Source organism: Streptococcus sp. HMSC067A03, assembly GCF_001814295.1.
GTDB lineage: Bacteria > Bacillota > Bacilli > Lactobacillales > Streptococcaceae > Streptococcus > Streptococcus constellatus.
Genome location: NZ_KV815650.1, coordinates 78,358 through 95,725, shown reverse-complemented (window position 1 = coordinate 95,725; position 17,368 = coordinate 78,358). Strand labels below are relative to the sequence as shown.

Sequence of the window (17,368 nt, the reverse complement as noted above, 5' to 3'; positions counted from 1 at the left end):
GTTTATGACTTTCCGATCATTCCAAGCCTACTTAGATGACCAAAATCTCATCACTATCGAGTTAGAAAAACAATTTTATACTGAACAATTACAATTTACAATCGAAACGGTTGATAGCACACAAACTTTACAGATAAGATCTCTGGAAGAACAAGACGACTTCGTGCAATACAGCCTTACTCCTCTAAAACCGCTAGATTTAACTGAACATTATTGGATTTACGACCAAGATTGTAATAAAACGTTCTTACAATTTCGCCATATTGTGAGAAAGCCAATTTTTGACCACACTTTTACTTACAACGAAAACGATTTAGGAGCTCATTATACCCCGGAAGCAACAACTTTTAAGCTCTGGGCACCAATTTCTGAACAAGTATTACTTCATTTACAAAATACTGTTTACCCAATGACTCTCGGAGAAAAGGGAGTGTGGCAAACAGAAGTATTCGGAAATTTTGATGGAGCTGCTTATTACTATCTACACAAAGTAAATGGTCACTGGGTAGAAGTTCACGACCCTTATGCTCTATCGTCCGAAAGTAATTCTGGAGCTAGTTACATAATTAACTTAGAGAAAATTTCTCATCCTATCCATCGAGCACAGACACAAATGTCAATGACAGAAGCCATTATTTACGAGATGAGTGTGCGAGATTTTTCCATGCAAAAAGAAGCTAAGTTTACTTATCCTGGTAAATTCAAATCTCTGACAGAGTCTCCGCAGTTGCAAAAACACATTTTAGGGATGGAGTACATCAAACAATTAGGTGTAACTCACATTCAGCTCATGCCTTTGTATGATTTTGGCAGCGTTGATGAAAATCATCCAGAGCTCGTATACAACTGGGGATACGACCCTATGCAATACAACCTTCCCGACGGCAGTTTTACAACTAATCCACATGATCCATATGCAAGAATCGTTGAATTGCAAGAAGCCATCACTACTTACCACCAAGCTGATATTAGCGTTATCATGGATGTTGTTTATAATCATGTCTACGATCCTAAAGCCTATGCTTTTGAAAAAATCGTTCCAGGTTATTTTTTCCGCTACGATCACAACGGTAATTTAACAAATGGTACATTTTGTGGAAATGATGTAGCAAGTGAACGAGCAATGGTTCGTAGCTATATTAAGCATTCCCTCAAACAATGGTTGACGATTTACGGATTCGATGGATTCCGCTTTGACCTCATGGGGATTTTAGATATAGAAACCATGAAACAGATTGCAGAGGAGTTGCAATCTCTCTATCCGAACGTCTATCTTTACGGAGAAGGCTGGCGTATGAATACAGGTCTAGATAACAATAGACTGGCTCACCAGTTCAATGCTGACAAATTACCAAGTTATAGTTTTTTCAATGATCATTTTCGCAATACAATAAAAGCAACCATCGCAAAAGGCGAACAAATACAAAAAACAAATTCCATAAATTCTATAGAGAATGTTTTAACTGCCAATATTGGTTTTACAGGTACTGAACACTTTATCGCACCGCAACAAGCAATCAACTATGTAGAATGCCATGACGATGCAACTGCTTTTGACTATTTTGCGATACAAAATCCCAAGATTGATTTAAAAGAGCGACTTGACAATGCTCGACTTGCTCTGCATCTCTCTTTGTTGACACAAGGAGTACCATTCATTCATAGTGGTCAAGAATTTTTCCGTAGCAAAAATCTCATTGAGAATACTTATAATACTCCAGATACTATTAACCGTCTAGATTGGCTACGCTCAATTGAATATGAGAAAGATGTGGCATTTATCTGTCAGCTCATTCAATTCAGAAAAAAACATCCACTCTTACGTTTGAAAACACGTACAGAAATCAAAAATTGTTGCTCTGCTCAATGGCTGAATGAATCTATAGTCGAATACAAAATCAAAGAAAAAGAAAATCAAATCACTATCCTCATTAACTTTGGGAACAATTCATTTATCTATCCAAATCAGGATAAACAAGCTGTGTTTATCAACTATCCTAAAATCAGCCTTGATACTCCTCTCGACGCTAACAAAGATTACTATACTGTCCCTGGAAAACAAGTTCTCGCACTTAAATAATTATGGAAAGAAGACTTGCTTTATCAGTCCTGCCCACTTTTCAAAGCTGTGCTTTTTGAACCCAGCTATTGTATCTTTGATTTATTTCATTCTATACTTTAACACAAAAACTCTTTAACTCACTTCCTATTGATTTTGATCTTAAAAAAAGGTAGACAGTCTTAAAGGTATCTAACAAAAAACCATCAGATTAGCTAATTCAGCTAATCTGATGGTTTTATTCTTCCACGAAACGTCCAAGAATGTGAACATTATCCGCTACCGATACAAAAGCATGCGGGTCTACTTTTCGCATGATATGCTTGAATTCGTTAAATTCAGCACGCGTAATAACTGTAATCAAAACTGCTTTTTTCTCATGATTGTAGGTGCCTTCTGCACCATTGATAATTGTTGCACCACGATGCAACTTATTGTGAATTTTTTCAATAACGTCTTCAGGATAACTGGTAATAATCATAGCTTGCATCCTCTTTTGTTTGGTAAAGACGGCATCTGTCACCCGACTCGAAACAAAAATCGTAATCATCGAATAAAGCGCATATTTCCACCCAAAGGTCACACCCGCAATAATCATAATCATCCCATTGACAATAAAAGAAATATTTCCGACATTTCTGCCCGTTTTCTTCCGAACTGTCAAACTGACAATGTCTGTCCCACCACTAGAAATATTGGAACGCAAAGCAAAACCAATCCCCATTCCCATAATGACCCCACCAAACAATGCATTGATAATTGGGTCATTTGTTAAACTTACTTCAGGAACAAACTGGATAAACAGTGAGCTCATGGAAACCGTAATAAAAGTAAACACCGTAAACTTGTGCCCAATTTGATACCAAGCCAAGATCATTAGTGGGATATTGATGAGATAAAAAGTTACAGAAACAGGAATGGCAAATCCCAAAAAACGTGTACTTAAAGCGGCTAAAATCTGTGCCAATCCCGTCGCCCCACTTGAGTACACATGCCCTGGTTGAAAGAAGAGATTAACTGCAACAGCAGATAAAAAACCATAGATTAGTGAAGCAGATATTTTTTCATCATACTTCTTACGGGAGATACTTTTAAGCACTTGTATCAATTTAAAATTATAAGCCAAACGGCGCAAATAATAACGAAATCGTTTATAAATCTTAGTTTTCTTCATGAGTTTCTACTTGTAAACTTAATTCCTCAAGCTGCTTAGTGTCAACTAGACTTGGCGCCTGTGTCATAGGATCACTTGCTTTATTATTTTTAGGGAAAGCAATCACTTCACGGATATTTTCCTCACCAGCTAGCAACATGACAAAGCGATCTAGTCCGATAGCCAACCCACCATGTGGTGGAAAACCGTAATCCATAGCTTCTAGCAAGAAACCAAACTGATTAGTAGCTGCTTCTTTAGAAAAACCAAGGGCTTTAAACATTCGTTCTTGCAAATCTTTATGGTTAATACGAAGACTTCCACCACCCAATTCATAACCATTCAAGACAATATCATAAGCAATAGCACGAACTTTACTCAAATCACCTTCTAACTCATGAGCTGTGTCTGCTTGTGGAAGGGTGAATGGGTGATGTGCACTCATATAACGTCCTTCCTCTTCTGACCATTCAAACATTGGCCAATCCACTACCCAAAGATAATTAAATTTCGACTCATCAATCAAGCCTAGTTCTTTTGCCAAACGGACACGAAGTGCACCCAAAGTTGCATTAGCAACTTCTACAGTATCAGCTACAAAGAGAACCAAATCATTTTCTTCAAGCTGTAAAGCATCCGTCAACTCACTTGTCAAATCTTTCAAAAATTTAGCAATTGGACCATTTAATTCATCCGAGGCCACTTTGACCCAAGCAAGTCCTTTTGCACCATATTGTTTTGCCTGCTCTGTCAGCTTATCAATATCTTTACGAGAATATTTATCAGCAGCATTTTTCACAACAATAGCTTTAACTACTGGTGCTTCTGAAAAAACTTTAAAGTCAACTTCCTTGACAATATCTGTCAAGTCTTGCAAAAGCATTTCAAAACGAGTATCTGGTTTATCGCTTCCATATAAAGTCATCGCATCATCATATGTCATTCGTGGGAATGGTAGCGTAACATCAACTCCCTTCGTTTCTTTCATCACTCGAGCAATCAAGCCTTCTGTAATATCTTGGATTTCTTGGTCAGAAAGAAATGAAGTTTCCAAGTCAACCTGTGTAAACTCTGGTTGACGGTCTCCACGCAAATCCTCATCACGGAAGCACTTCACAATTTGATAATAACGATCAAAACCAGCATTCATCAACAATTGTTTTGTAATCTGAGGACTTTGTGGCAATGCATAGAAATGTCCTTGGTTCACTCGACTTGGCACCAAATAATCACGCGCACCTTCTGGAGTTGATTTCGTAAGAAACGGAGTTTCTACGTCGATAAACTCAAGCTCATCTAAGTAATTACGAATTGAATGTGTTACTTTAGCTCGTAATTTCAAATTTGCCAACATTTCAGGACGTCGAAGATCTAAATACCGATAACGAAGGCGCGTATCATCATTCGCTTCAATACCATCTTTAATTTCAAATGGAGTTGTTTTGGCTGTATTGAGAATTGTCAAAGTCTCCACATGCAGTTCAACAGTTCCTGTTGCAAGTTTATCATTTGCCTGCGTACGTGCTTCTACTTTTCCAGTCACTTCAATAACATATTCGCTTCGCAAACTTTCAGCGGTTTCCATGACTTCTTTGGCTACATTTTCGGGATTGATAACTAGCTGCATTATGCCTTCACGGTCACGTAAATCAATGAAAATCAAGCCTCCCAAGTCACGACGACGGGATACCCAACCTTTTAAAGTGATTTCTTGACCGACATGTTCACTACGAACACGTCCAGCATACATTGAACGTCTCATTTTTATTCTCCAAACTTTTAATTCTTTTACTATTTTACCACAAAAGAGATGAAAAAGAAGTCCGCTTTTCAAAAACTTCTTATCTTAACCTAATCTCTCATAAAAAGGAGACTAAGTTTCATTTCTTAATCTCTCTTTCATATAATTCAGGATGCAAAACCTTAACAACATAACTTAAGGCTAAGCGCAACAGTCCTGCCGCTAAGCCAAAAATCGGTGCTAAAAATCGAAAGAAAAAGTCTCCTCTCACAAAATAAGCAATACCACCTATTACTAAAAAAACTATTATAAATTGAAGTATAGATGGAATGACAATTTTTTTCATCAGTTATTCAACCTCTGTTCACCTTACACAAATAATAGCAAAAAGCCAGTACCTAGCTTTTGCACTTCTCAACTAAAATCCTACTTGCTTAAAAATTACTTGAAAATCTTCTTGGATCTGATTTAAATCGACAATTAATTCTTCACGCGTTTGATTGTTTTTGATAGTGACTTGTTTGCTTTCAATTTCACTTTCGCCAAGAGTTATTAACACTTTAGCACCAAAGGTGTCTGCTGACTTGAATTGCGCTTTCAACTTACGATTTAAATAATCACGCTCAGCTGTAAACCCTTGCTTGCGAAGTGCTTGCACAATTTCCAATGCTTTATTATTAGCACCTTCTCCCAAAACTGCAATATAAACATCTAAGCTATCTTCTAGCGGCAATTCCACACCTTGCTTTTCAAGAACGAGGAGGAGGCGTTCCACACCCATTCCAAAGCCAAATCCAGCTGTCTCTGGCCCACCAAAATAAGCAACAAGGCTATCATATCGACCACCTGCACAAATTGTCAGTTCATTACCTGCTACATCTGCGGTAAATTCAAAAATCGTATGATTATAATAATCTAATCCACGAACCATATTGGTATTGATAATATAAGGAATTTCCAGCGCCTCCAACAGCGACCGCACAGCTTGAAAATGAGTTTGGCTTTCCTCATCTAGATAATCCAAAATAGACGGTGCATTTTCAACAGCGAGTTTATCTTCTTTTTCCTTACTGTCTAGCACACGGAGAGGATTTTCTTCCAGACGACGCTGACTATCTTTAGAAAGACTGTCTTTCAACGGCGTCAAATAATCAATCAATGCTTGACGATAAGCGGCGCGACTCTCCGCATTCCCTAGACTGTTCAACTGTAACGTCACATTGCGAATACCAATTTCATTAAAAAATTGGGCTGCCATAGCAATCGTCTCTACATCTGTCGCAGGATTGTTTGAGCCAAAACACTCTACACCAATCTGATGAAATTCCCGCAAACGACCAGCCTGCGGACGCTCATATCGAAACATTGAACCCATATAGTAAAGTTTTACCGGTTTTTGGATTTCTGGTGCAAATAGCTTATTTTCCACATAAGAACGTACGACAGGTGCTGTCCCTTCAGGACGCAAGGTAATATGGCGATCGCCTTTATCATAAAAATCATACATTTCTTTCGTCACAATATCGGTGGTATCTCCAACAGAGCGACTAATCACTTCATAGTGCTCAAACAGTGGTGTGCGAATCTCATCATAGTTGTATTTTTTAAAAGTATTACGAGCAAATTCTTCCACATACTGCCATTTCCCAGAATCCTTTGGAAGAATATCTTGTGTTCCCTTTGGTTTTTGTAATTTCATAGTCTTTCCTCGAATTTATATAATATAATTATTGTACCACAAGTCCGTTATTTTGCGGGACATTTGAAAATATTTCCCATAGAAAACTTCCCTTTACTGAAAAAACTGGCTAGTTTGTCCAAAAATTTGTCAAGTAACTTTACTTTACAAAAAAAATTTGATATACTACTAAAGTTGATGAAAATCATCATTGAATAGATTTTAAAAACTAAAAGGAGAATTTAAAATGGCAGTACCTGCACGTCGCACTTCAAAAGCGAAAAAAAACAAACGTCGCACTCACTACAAAATTACAGCTCCATCTGTAACTTTTGATGAAACTACTGGAGATTACTCACGTTCTCACCGCGTATCACTTAAAGGATACTACAAAGGACGTAAAATCGCTAAAGCTGCTGCAGCTGAATAATAGAAGGGAGCTATCATGCGCGTAAATATCACACTTGAACACAAAGCATCTGGTGAACGCTTGTACCTTACTTCTAAAAACAAACGTAACACTCCAGACCGTCTTCAATTGAAGAAATACTCACCAAAACTTCGCAAGCACGTTGTGTTTACAGAAGTTAAATAAGGTTTCATTACATTTCAGTACATGCTGAAAACCTTGATTTCATGCGATTTTTGAAATATTGAATTTCATTACAAAACATTTGAAATCAGTTCTATGGCAACCTTTTTGGCAACCTTTTTTGAAATAAAAAAGAAAGTCAACAATCGAAGAATGAGAAGTCCTAGAAGATTCTTAGGGCTTTTTTCATTCCTAAAAATAAGTAGAATAGCATAGTCTTTTCAATCATTTGTGGAATATAAAAATCTTCCTACACCATGTAAGAAGATTTTTCTTTTTTTACTTGCTTATCCAAGAGCTATGAATAAGCTCATTGATTGGGTGACTATATTTTGCATAATTGTAATGATAGTGATTAGAAGCTCTAGATAGAACATCCCCTGTTTTCTGGTCAGGTTGGACATATTTCTCAAATTCTGCAATAGGAATTATAAATAATTCAAGCCCCTTAATCTCATTATCTGAAACTTTACTTATTCCATAAGCAATACAATCAATATACTTTTCATTATGGTATTTTTGGAATTTCTTAACAGAATCATAGTTTGCTTCAACTGTAGTGGTTTCAGAATCTATCGGAATTGTTCTAGTTACTGGTAAAATTCTAAATTTTTCTTTACCTTTTGTTGCTTTCAAATAATTTCCTTGATTCATTACAGCAAAACCTCTAATGGATAAATTATATCTGATAAATTCTTTTAAAAATTTTCTTGTGTTACTCATTTTCCTATCCTCTTCTATGTTTTCCTTTATATCCCAATCCTAGACCTACTAGCAGGCTAAGTCCTAGTAAACCAAGCATAGATCCTTTTGAGCCTGTGTTTGGTAGTTGCTTGCCTCTTTCAACCCTTGAATAAGTTACAGGAACTACCTTAGAATTAGTAGGCACTTCTTTAACCGCTGCATCAATAATATCTACAACATTACCTTTAGCATCAAGAACTTCTTTAGGCTGACCGCCATTTTTACGGATTTCATCAGCCTTATTTTTCAAATCTTGCAAACGTTTAGCATCAGCTTCAGCCTTATCTTGTTCAGCTTTAAGTTTAGCTAATTCATTGTACTTAGCAACCTTTTCTTTAGCTGTTGCCTGCAACTTAGAAAGTACTTCTTTAGCAGTTTCAAGCTCTGCACGAGCCGCTGCTGCCTTAGTTTGAGCTTCTGCAAGTTTAGAATTGAGTTCTTTAAGTACAGCTGGTTTGTTAGTTAAAGCCGTTTCAAGGTCTTTAGCCTTTTTATTAGCTTCATCAGCAATAACTTTTACCTTGTCACGGTTAGCTGTCGCAGATTCTACAGCCTGTTTAGCTACCCCATTAGCTTTGGTAAGTACTTCAAATTCTTCCTTAGCTTGTGTAAGAGCTTGTTGAGCTTTAGTATTTTCTGACTTAGCTTTCACAAGTTCAGCCTGAGCCTTAGAAAGAGCATTAGCTTTATCTACTGCACTAGCTTTAGCTACCGCAAGAGTTTCCTTAGCAGATTGCAATGATGCCTTATCCGCATCTAACTGTGCTTGTGCATCTACTACCGCTTTTTCGAAAGCAGGAATATCTACTGTACCTGATTGTAGGTTAGCAAGTTGATTTTGAGCATCTGCCAAAGCCTTCATAGCAGTATCGTATTTAGTTTGAGCCTCAGCCAACTTAGCTTTAGCATCTTGGTCTGCTTTTACTGCTGTGTCGTAAGCTAATTGAGCTTTAGCTACTGCTTTTTCATCTACAATGGTTTTTGTTTCATAAACAGGAACAACCTCTGTTTTTCCACCTGTTAAAGTCTGGTAAGGATTGTCGATAGCTTCTCCATTAGTGTTTAACATCAAAGCATAAGTTGCCGGTGCAGAGTACCCCAGTCCGTTAAATGTTGTATAGAAGTCTACACCTACCCCAGCTGAGTTGTAGTTGCCCCTAAGACCAAGCAAAGCGAGAGCATCTGAAAAATTATCACGTGAAGTGCCTGCTGTTGATACATTAGAACCCGTACCAGTAGAACCGTAGAGCATATTTCCTACAAAAGCAAGCAAATTAGCCTTTAAATCAGCCATAGTCTGATAAGCACCATTATGTCCTTGGTACTGTACTTGGTTAGCTACTACACCATTTAAAAGTTTTCCTGAACCTTGAACAGCATCTAAGTGTTCTTGAGTTTGATTTGATTCTGTTACTTTTTTAATAGACTCTGGTCCCCAGAAACCATTAGCCTTGAGTTCTGCTTCAGACATATTGTTATATGCAGGGAATGTTTTATTAAACAAATCTTTTAGTGCTTGTTTAGTGGCTGCTACACTCTCTTTAGTTACTTTAAGTGGTTCTGTACCAACCTTAGAACGCAAATCATTAACCAAAGCAGTATAGAACAAAGCTAAGTCAGTCAATTGTTCGTCTGTTAAATCATGAACTGATACCTTAGTCGTGGAATCTGTATTAGAGAATTGCGGATTGTAATTACTTTTCCAACTTTTAAATACTGAACGATTAGGTGCTGCAATATCAGCTAAAGAACTTCCTGGAACATTCTCTACACCATCAGCAATAGCTTTACGAACATCAGCATAGGAGCCTGTACCCTCTGCCAAAGCCTTAATAGCTTTTAAGTAAGCATCAGAAGTTACTACCCCATTTGATTCAAAGAATTCAGATTTAGCTACTCCTTCCTTAAGGGTTGCCTTGCCACCAGTTGTTACAGTTTTAGTACCGACCTGAACCTGTTTAGTTGTACCTGCCTTAGCTACATCAAGAACTTTTTTAGCGTCTTCTACTTTCTTAGTAGAATCAGCTTCAGCGGATTTAGCAACACCTAATGCCTGTTTAGCAGACTCTGCTACCTGAGTTGCACCGTTTACAACTTTCTTAGCATCTTCAATAGCCTTAGCTTTATTAGCTTCAGCAGACTTAGCAGTATCCAAAGATTGCTTAGCTGTATCTAGGGCTTTTTGGTCGTCAGCTACCTTCTTAGTAAGGTCATCAACATCTTTTTGCAGTTTAGTGGTATCAGTTGAAGAATTTGAGAGGTCATCTACCTTCTTCTGAGCATCAGCCACAGCACTTGCAGTTTTATTAGCATTAGCTTCAGCCTGATTAACTACTGTTGTTTGGTCTGCTACCTTTTTAGCAGTATCAGCTTGAGACTGCTCAGCAGACTTAACAGAGTCCTCAGCCTTAGCAAGCTCATCTGATTTAGTTTGAGCATCAGCCTTAGCTTCTTCAACCTTTGCAGGTGTAACTGTTTCTACTTCTTTAATCTGATTTGTAGTGTCATTAACAACTTGGTCAGCACCCTTAACAGCCGTATCAGCCTGAGTAACTACCCCTTGTTGTGCTTCCACAGCCTTATTTGCAGTATCCGCTTGAGACTTAGCTTCTGTTACTTGCTGTTCTGTTACTTTAGCAACAGGAGCATCATTCTTAGCATCAGGATTTTCTACAGTTTTAACAATACTCTCCTTAGCACCTGTACCTACCTCGTCAGCACTTACCGTTGTAGATACCCCATATACAGATGACAGAGCCAATACAGATACCACAGCACCCGTGCGTAACTTTTTAATGGTACCATGACCATGAGTTTTAGAATTTGACATAATGTTCTCCTTTGTTAAATAAATAAGTCTCAAAAGACTGTTTTATAAATATTATATCACATTTGCAGTCTTTAGTATTATATTATTTTTAAAAATTCAGTCTTTAATAGGTGGTATTTTAATTAAAAGAAACTTGTATGATAGTTAAGAGGTGCTATCATGACTAAAAATATGAATTTAAGAGAGTTTGTTGCTAAACAAATCAGACATTTAAGACTGAAGAATGGAATGACTCAAGAATATCTAGCAGAAAAAGCTGATTTAGGTTTCAATTACATTTACCGTTTAGAAAATAAACAGTTAAACGTTAAAATAGAAACCATTGAAAAAATCATGCAAGCACTTGAAGTTGACGTGAATACCTTTTTCAATATTGAAAATCAGAATAAAGGCAAGGAATTTGTGCAACTCATTGAAGATATTGAAAATCTCCCAAAAGAAAAAAGAGAGCCTACTATTAAAGCTCTCAGAATATTGTTGAAACAGATAAGGTAAGCCAAGTCGTTTTTTGACTTGGCTTTTTGTGTGCTCTAAGATAAGTAATTATCAAAACCATTTCGAGTTTGGACTGATTTGATAAACTTTTCTACATTCTCCCAATCCTCATATTCATCAACTATCTTAAACAAATCTAATCGTTCAGCTACTTGACAAAATACCTCTAGATTTTCTTCTGATTCAAAAATCTTTTCGATTAAAGGGAAGTAGTCCATAGCTTTTTCTATTACATTTAACTTAGTAAATATTTGATATTGATCATCTCTTTTAGAAGTATAGTCATAAAAAAAGCTATTCCAGATGACCCAAGCATAATCCAAAGTTTTTGTCCTTTTACTCGGATTTTTTAGCTTTTTTAAACTAGACTGACTGGATTTTTCCAATGATTGGATAAATGTCGCATTGACTATTTTTTTTAAATCTAACTTATCTAACTTATCAGAAAGTATCCTATTTACCTCTTTGACAGTATTGTCATCTCCGTTCTCAATTTCTTTCGAGATTATTTCGGCAAATTTTTCTAATTTTGTTTGCGTATCACCATTTGATTCAGAACCAAACGAGGGGAAAATTTCTAAATAATTATTATGAGACACAACCTTTCCAGACAATAAATTTTCAGCCGTTTTTTCATGTACGTGCAAGTTCTCTACTAGATAAGCGACTTTGGCTTCATAATCTCCGCTAATACCTTGTTCTTTCTTAAAATCTTGAAAATCTTGCATTTTGTGCATCAAATTGAGAGTCACTGTAACTAACATACGTTCTTCTATTTTAATTTTGTTTTTCATAGAAACATCTCCTAAAGTTAAAGTATCTTATTTTATCACATAAAATATAGAGATTTCAAGAAGGGAGAAAGCTTTTAGGGTAAAACGTTTTCAAAAAATAATGATGCTTGATTAAACTCTATCATGCTAAATTATAGTTTTTTTAATCTCTAAATAATAGTCTTTATAATCCAGTATTTACAAGGGGTTATGAGTTCATCAAAAATTCCACAGTTTCCTAATTTTTAAACAAAAAAGATTATATCAAAAATATAGCATTTCTTAGGTAAACATATTTTTTTAGTTTTTATACAATAATAATGTGAGATAGCTATCACACACTAATACATACCTTCAATAAATTTGAAAAGCCGTGAATTTTTTGATGTATTTAATAAAACGGTTAGAAAAGAGGTAGCCTGTGGAAGCTACACAAACAACAATACAAGGTCGTCTTATCGGCGCATCGGAAGTAAAAGATTTTACTTCTGGTCTCAGCACTGGTCAAACCCAATTAACTATCGGTGTACGAACTCCAGACGGTCGGTTCAATCAAACAAATATCAAGGCTGATATGGTTAATGTATCTGACTTTGCAACTTTGTTTGATGAAAAAGTCGAAATTGTTCTAGAGAATGTTTCTATCACTGCATATACCAATGGGAATCGTGCTGCACTCTCAGTAAAAGCTAAGTCTGCTTTTATTGAACTTGTTTAATGGATAGTGGGGAGTATTTCCCCTTATCCATAGAAAGGAATTGTTATATGTCGTTTATATCATGGCTAATTATCTTATTTACTGGATTTCTTTATTTAGCTCTTAGGATTAGTGAAACTATCGAAAAGCAGAGACAGGCTCAGATGCTTCAGTTAAACCTCCCAGCAATCACAGCAGATATTGAGCAGGTAATTGAAGAAAGCGCCACTGTTTCAGGTCAAAAACTTCTTTTTGATAGTCGCTACATTCGATTTTTGCAAAGTAGCAATGACAATCGTTCTTACCTTGTTAGTTTTCCTATTATGCTATCTAAGAAGCCTGTTGATGAAGAAGAAGAAAGCTATATCCAACAAGTCTTTTTAACACAGTTTAGCAAATACCTAGCTGAATCTACAACCTATGAAAGCTGGTCCGACAAAGGACACAGACTGCAATTTGACACTCAATTTGGAAAAATTTTACGGTATAACAATCAATATTACCTTAATCTCCAAATGTCTTTTTCCTACATTTAGAAAGGCACTATACATGAAATGTTTTCTTGATGCAAGCCTATATGACTACGGGGCTCCATTCTTTTGGGATATACCCGTGGAGCGTGTGCCCCATGCTCTATTGGTAGGTTCCAGTGGTTCTGGAAAAACTTATGCGACAAAAATTTTCTTAGCTCGTTTTGCTAATAGTTACCCAAAATCCCCATTCCTTATTGCGGACTATAAGGCTGATTCTGACTTTGCCTTTTTAAATGACTGCAAAACTTTTAAGCGTTTTGATTCTGTATCAGACATATTAAAAATTGGCTTGAACATTTTAGAAAATCGTCAAAAAGGAATTGATAAATCACGAGAATTTGTTGTTATCTGTTTTGATGAGTTTAATGCGTGGCAAAATAGCCTTGACAAAAAGGAGCGTGAGCAGGCAATTAAAGACTATACTCGCTTAATTCAGCTAGGACGTTCCTTTAGAATCTATGTAATTATTTCGCAGCAAGATGCTCATAAAAGTTCACTTGGTCTATCAAGGGATTCGATAGGTACAGTGATTGCACTAGGCAAACTCTCGAAGGAAACTGTCTCAATGCTCTTCTCAGATGAAAAAGAAAATATTGTGAGAAACAACCCTCGAGGTGTAGGATACATGAAGGTAGATGGGCAAGATAGTCGTCACATCATTGTACCAAGTTATAACATGCTTCCTTTAGAAAACCTGATTCGGAAAGCTGTTCAACGTTCAGACCGCTATTTCTATTCTGATGAGACAGTTGCCGAGAGGTAGCCTTGCGGCGGAAACGCTGGCTTACTGTCTCGCCAGCTTTAGCTGGCTGTTATACGGGGGACATGTAAAGACCCCCGTTCCATTTGACCTTGTTTTTAAAGCTTTGTAAATTCCACTTTAGGGTAAAATACTCAATTCCCTTAAAACGCTGTTATATCAACGTTATTCTACAACATTTTATTTAGGGTGACCGCCACCTTAAAGTGTGGGAGAATAAAAGCATAGGAATTTAGCTACATTACAATAAATAGTTAACCAAACCAATATTTACCGCCCGGTTAACTTTCACTCTTTAGGCGGATAGAAAGAAAATAAAATGATTTGTAGAAATGAAATTGAAAAATATCCTCAAAAAGATAACGACCATAACCTAGTCATTATGACCAGTGTCGATGAAGCTACATTTGTCATCCAACCGACAGAAGATACTGTAGGAGAATATCTAGATAATTGGCATCAAATTGCTTTATCGCTGTCTGAAACAGTAGCAGAAAAGCTATCCCTCCCTGTTCTCTTTGGAAATTATGTTCCACTGAAAACCCCACCAGCAGGCTATACAGACGGATTTACCTTTCAGAATCTCCCCTATTACTTTGCAATTGCTTGGCATCAAACTAATTTCACTATGGGGATTATCCTAAAAATTTCTGCATCAGCTTTGTCTCACTATAAAACCTCCTATCAAGACTATTATGATGAAGTAATTGACGTTCACAATATAGCGCAACTGCTGTACGCTGACTATTATGACTTGCGCCTCTCTCGTATTGACCTTGCTGTTGATTACTTTAATTATTCAATGTCTGTCAATGACCTGTATCAAGGGCTGAAAAACAAGCGATATATCATTACTAATCATAAGGGACGTAAAAATATTTCTAACATCAGCGCTCAAGAAGTAAATGGTCAAGCGCAAACGATGTATATCGGTAGCAAGAAAAAGAATGTAAATGCTCTGCTGCGTATCTATAACAAGTATCAGGAACAATTAGACAATCAAGGTCGCTATATGCACTTAACTAAGTATTGCAATTCTTGGGTACGTATGGAAGCTTCTTACAAAGGAACTTATAGCAATCAAATACTAACCTTACTTCTTGATATTGATAACCCTCAAGATTTGAGTAAACTCATTGTCAACAAAATGATTGATAAATATTGTTTCCATGATGCAGAGACTGGTCAACCGTTGCAATTCACTAGTGATTTACTTAAAGGGGCTGGCATCTTCCCAGAGCTTGAATCTTTGAACTCTCGTAACAATGACCTTTTATCAACCATTTCATATTTAATGAAGGGTAGTGGACTCTTTCCTCTTCTAACGAAAATTGAAAAAGTCTGGGGCACTCAAGCCCGCAATCACTTCATCATCAGGCTCATTCAAGAGTATGAGACCAACTACACCCCCAACCCAGACGTAGGGTTATGGTTAAATAAATTTAGTAGGGAACTTGAGAAATTTAATTTTGAAGATTTTCTTGAAGATGCCTTTCAAATTTTTTACCAAAAAAACAACATCACTCCTAAAGATTCCGCCAAGAAGCCTAAAAGTGATGTTGCGGATTAGCGAGAGATAAGCAGTAGCTTACCCCTACTGCTATTATCTCATATTTCAATTATATTTACCAAAGAAAGTGAGAATAGTATGTCTAGCAATAATTTTGATTTAAAGCAAATTGAACTCATGCTTCTTACTGTTATTGACCTACTAAAACATTTAAATAGTGAAAAGAATAGAACTGGTATTATTTATACTCAAAAAGAGTTATTAGATTTACTGAGTATATCTCCAAATACATTGAAGTCATGGGAAAATAGAGGTCTTAAACGTTTAGAACCACCTATTGAGGGTACTAGAACCGTTTACTATCATATTGATACTGTTTTAGAGTTTTTAAGCCACAACTAGAAGTGAAATGTGCTAAAATAGGAGTATCAAAAAAGAAAGTGAGATACTATCTATTTTAGCTTTTTTCAATTCTTCGATTGATTGAAGAGAGCAGCAATGAATATAGAAAAAATTATCCATAAAGGAAAAACCGTCCTCAAGAAAGTAAAGGACAATGGCGAGATTAGTTATTCAGCAAAGAGCATCTATCTAGGCTTAGATATAAAGACTGGAAAACCTGTAAAAACAACCGTAACAGCTAAAACCCTACGCTCCTTAGACCGTAAAATTATTCAAGCTAAAATTGATTTTGAAGAAACTGGTTCAACAAGGAAAGAAACTTTTAGCATTGCTACCTTGTCAGATTTAGCTGAACTGTGGTTCTCCAACTACGAGACTTGGGTCAGCTCAGATAACACTCTAAACCGAGTGAGGAACTATCTAGATACCTATATCCTCCCCCAATTTGGGCAATATCAGCCTGATAAAGTTACTTCGTCTGATATTCAAAACTGGGTTAATGAGCTTGCAACAAAATCAAAAGAATCTGTAGATTCTGGAATAAAAAGAGCTGAAAAAGGCTGTGCTAAAGATTTTGGAGCTATTGCCCATAAATTAAGTGATATTTTTGATTTTGGAATAACACACTTTGAATTAAAGCATAATCCTGCTCAATCTATCAAAATTCCCCCAAAACCTAAAAGCAATCAAAAACGCATTATGGTTCTTCATGATGAAGATTTAACTATCTGGCTAAATTTCGTTGATACTTTACCTAATACTAGGGCTAATCGGCGATTTAAAGTTATCTGCGACAGTCTACTTGCTTCAGGAATGAGAATCAATGAGCTATTAGCTTTGACTATCTATGACCTTGATTTTGAAAGTTCTGAAATATTAGTCACTAAAACTCTTGTTTGGAAAAATGCGAAACCTAAGTTAGGATTAAAAGGAAAGGTTGTTTGTAAAAATACTCCTAAATCTGATTCGGGCAATAGAAAAATAGCTGTTCCGTACCAAATTATTGAGCAACTTCAAAACTTCCATGATGAAATGAATCTTTATTTCAAGAAGAACGGTCTTTCAAAAAGTAAGTTGATTTTCCCAACTATTTACGGAAACTATATGTGCGATAGGAATGAACGTGCGACACTCAAAAGACGATTACAGGAAGTTGGTCTACCTGACTATGGTTTTCACTTATTCCGTCATACACACGCTTCTATGATGTTAAATGCTGGTATGAATTGGAAAGAGTTACAGGTTCGTATGGGACATAAGTCTATCAAGACTACTATGGACATATATGCCGAGCTTGCCCCTAAAAATCAAACACAAGCGGTAGATATTTATTTAAATAAAATTGCGGAGCTAACCTCATGAAATTCATGGCAACCTTTTTGGCAACCTCTGACAGTTTTA

The 17,368-nt window shown here is 36.4% G+C and carries 17 protein-coding genes; 10 read left to right on the top strand and 7 right to left on the bottom strand.

What is annotated here, in order from left to right; genetic code table 11:
* Positions 1-4 precede the first annotated feature (4 nt).
* Positions 5-2,080 carry a type I pullulanase gene (gene pulA / locus HMPREF2963_RS04620; protein ID WP_070668999.1) on the top strand — a complete coding sequence of 692 codons (2,076 nt, stop codon included), beginning with the start codon at positions 5-7 and terminating at the stop codon, positions 2,078-2,080.
* Positions 2,081-2,297: 217 nt separating this feature from the next.
* Here pulA and HMPREF2963_RS04615 read toward each other — a convergent pair whose 3' ends face one another.
* The 4 genes from HMPREF2963_RS04615 to hisS form a co-directional block, all read right to left on the bottom strand.
* Positions 2,298-3,233: a YitT family protein gene (locus HMPREF2963_RS04615; protein ID WP_070668997.1), complete on the bottom strand. Its 936-nt coding sequence runs from the start codon at positions 3,231-3,233 to the stop codon at positions 2,298-2,300.
* Positions 3,220-4,974, bottom strand: a complete 1,755-nt coding sequence (gene aspS / locus HMPREF2963_RS04610) for an aspartate--tRNA ligase (RefSeq protein ID WP_070668995.1) — start codon at positions 4,972-4,974, stop codon at positions 3,220-3,222. The genes HMPREF2963_RS04615 and aspS overlap by 14 nt, the downstream gene beginning before the upstream one ends.
* Positions 4,975-5,092: 118 nt before the next feature.
* Complete coding sequence (locus HMPREF2963_RS04605) at positions 5,093-5,299, bottom strand: hypothetical protein (RefSeq protein WP_003071529.1); 207 nt, start codon at positions 5,297-5,299, stop codon at positions 5,093-5,095.
* A gap of 72 nt (positions 5,300-5,371) precedes the next feature.
* Positions 5,372-6,652 (bottom strand): histidine--tRNA ligase, encoded by a 1,281-nt coding sequence (hisS, locus tag HMPREF2963_RS04600; protein WP_070668993.1) that lies wholly within the window; start codon positions 6,650-6,652, stop codon positions 5,372-5,374.
* Positions 6,653-6,878: 226 nt separating this feature from the next.
* Between hisS and rpmF the strand changes: the two genes are divergently transcribed.
* Positions 6,879-7,061, top strand: coding sequence for a 50S ribosomal protein L32 (gene rpmF, locus HMPREF2963_RS04595; protein WP_003071531.1), 183 nt, complete (start codon positions 6,879-6,881; stop codon positions 7,059-7,061).
* Between the two features lie 15 nt (positions 7,062-7,076).
* Positions 7,077-7,226: a 50S ribosomal protein L33 gene (gene rpmG, locus HMPREF2963_RS04590; RefSeq protein WP_003026692.1), complete on the top strand. Its 150-nt coding sequence runs from the start codon at positions 7,077-7,079 to the stop codon at positions 7,224-7,226.
* Positions 7,227-7,502: 276 nt separating this feature from the next.
* Here rpmG and HMPREF2963_RS04585 read toward each other — a convergent pair whose 3' ends face one another.
* Both HMPREF2963_RS04585 and HMPREF2963_RS04580 read right to left on the bottom strand, forming a co-directional pair.
* The gene (locus tag HMPREF2963_RS04585; protein ID WP_021002212.1) at positions 7,503-7,946 is read right to left on the bottom strand and encodes a hypothetical protein; all 444 of its coding nucleotides are present in this window, start codon (positions 7,944-7,946) and stop codon (positions 7,503-7,505) included.
* 4 nt (positions 7,947-7,950) lie between these two features.
* Positions 7,951-10,797, bottom strand: coding sequence for an SEC10/PgrA surface exclusion domain-containing protein (locus HMPREF2963_RS04580; RefSeq protein WP_070668991.1), 2,847 nt, complete (start codon positions 10,795-10,797; stop codon positions 7,951-7,953).
* 159 nt (positions 10,798-10,956) lie between these two features.
* Between HMPREF2963_RS04580 and HMPREF2963_RS04575 the strand changes: the two genes are divergently transcribed.
* The gene (locus tag HMPREF2963_RS04575) at positions 10,957-11,292 is read left to right on the top strand and encodes a helix-turn-helix domain-containing protein (protein WP_021002214.1); all 336 of its coding nucleotides are present in this window, start codon (positions 10,957-10,959) and stop codon (positions 11,290-11,292) included.
* Between the two features lie 35 nt (positions 11,293-11,327).
* On the opposite strand, the gene HMPREF2963_RS04570 is transcribed toward HMPREF2963_RS04575, so the two are convergent.
* Positions 11,328-12,086, bottom strand: coding sequence for a hypothetical protein (locus HMPREF2963_RS04570; RefSeq protein WP_021002215.1), 759 nt, complete (start codon positions 12,084-12,086; stop codon positions 11,328-11,330).
* Between the two features lie 400 nt (positions 12,087-12,486).
* On the opposite strand from HMPREF2963_RS04570, the gene HMPREF2963_RS04565 reads away from it, so the two are divergent.
* The 6 genes from HMPREF2963_RS04565 to HMPREF2963_RS04540 all read left to right on the top strand — a co-directional run bounded on the left by HMPREF2963_RS04565 (position 12,487) and on the right by HMPREF2963_RS04540 (position 17,329).
* Complete coding sequence (locus HMPREF2963_RS04565) at positions 12,487-12,783, top strand: hypothetical protein (RefSeq protein ID WP_021002216.1); 297 nt, start codon at positions 12,487-12,489, stop codon at positions 12,781-12,783.
* A 47-nt stretch (positions 12,784-12,830) separates the two neighbouring features.
* Positions 12,831-13,298, top strand: coding sequence for a hypothetical protein (locus HMPREF2963_RS04560; protein ID WP_024053244.1), 468 nt, complete (start codon positions 12,831-12,833; stop codon positions 13,296-13,298).
* A gap of 13 nt (positions 13,299-13,311) precedes the next feature.
* A complete protein-coding gene (locus HMPREF2963_RS04555) occupies positions 13,312-14,058 on the top strand; it encodes a type IV secretory system conjugative DNA transfer family protein (protein WP_070668987.1) in 747 nt (248 codons plus the stop codon).
* A gap of 316 nt (positions 14,059-14,374) precedes the next feature.
* A complete protein-coding gene (locus HMPREF2963_RS04550) occupies positions 14,375-15,625 on the top strand; it encodes a replication initiation factor domain-containing protein (protein WP_049480580.1) in 1,251 nt (416 codons plus the stop codon).
* A gap of 78 nt (positions 15,626-15,703) precedes the next feature.
* A complete protein-coding gene (locus tag HMPREF2963_RS04545; protein WP_000097742.1) occupies positions 15,704-15,967 on the top strand; it encodes a MerR family transcriptional regulator in 264 nt (87 codons plus the stop codon).
* Between the two features lie 96 nt (positions 15,968-16,063).
* Entirely contained in the window at positions 16,064-17,329 is a 1,266-nt protein-coding gene (locus HMPREF2963_RS04540; RefSeq protein ID WP_021002218.1) for a tyrosine-type recombinase/integrase, read from the top strand.
* Positions 17,330-17,368 lie beyond the last annotated feature (39 nt).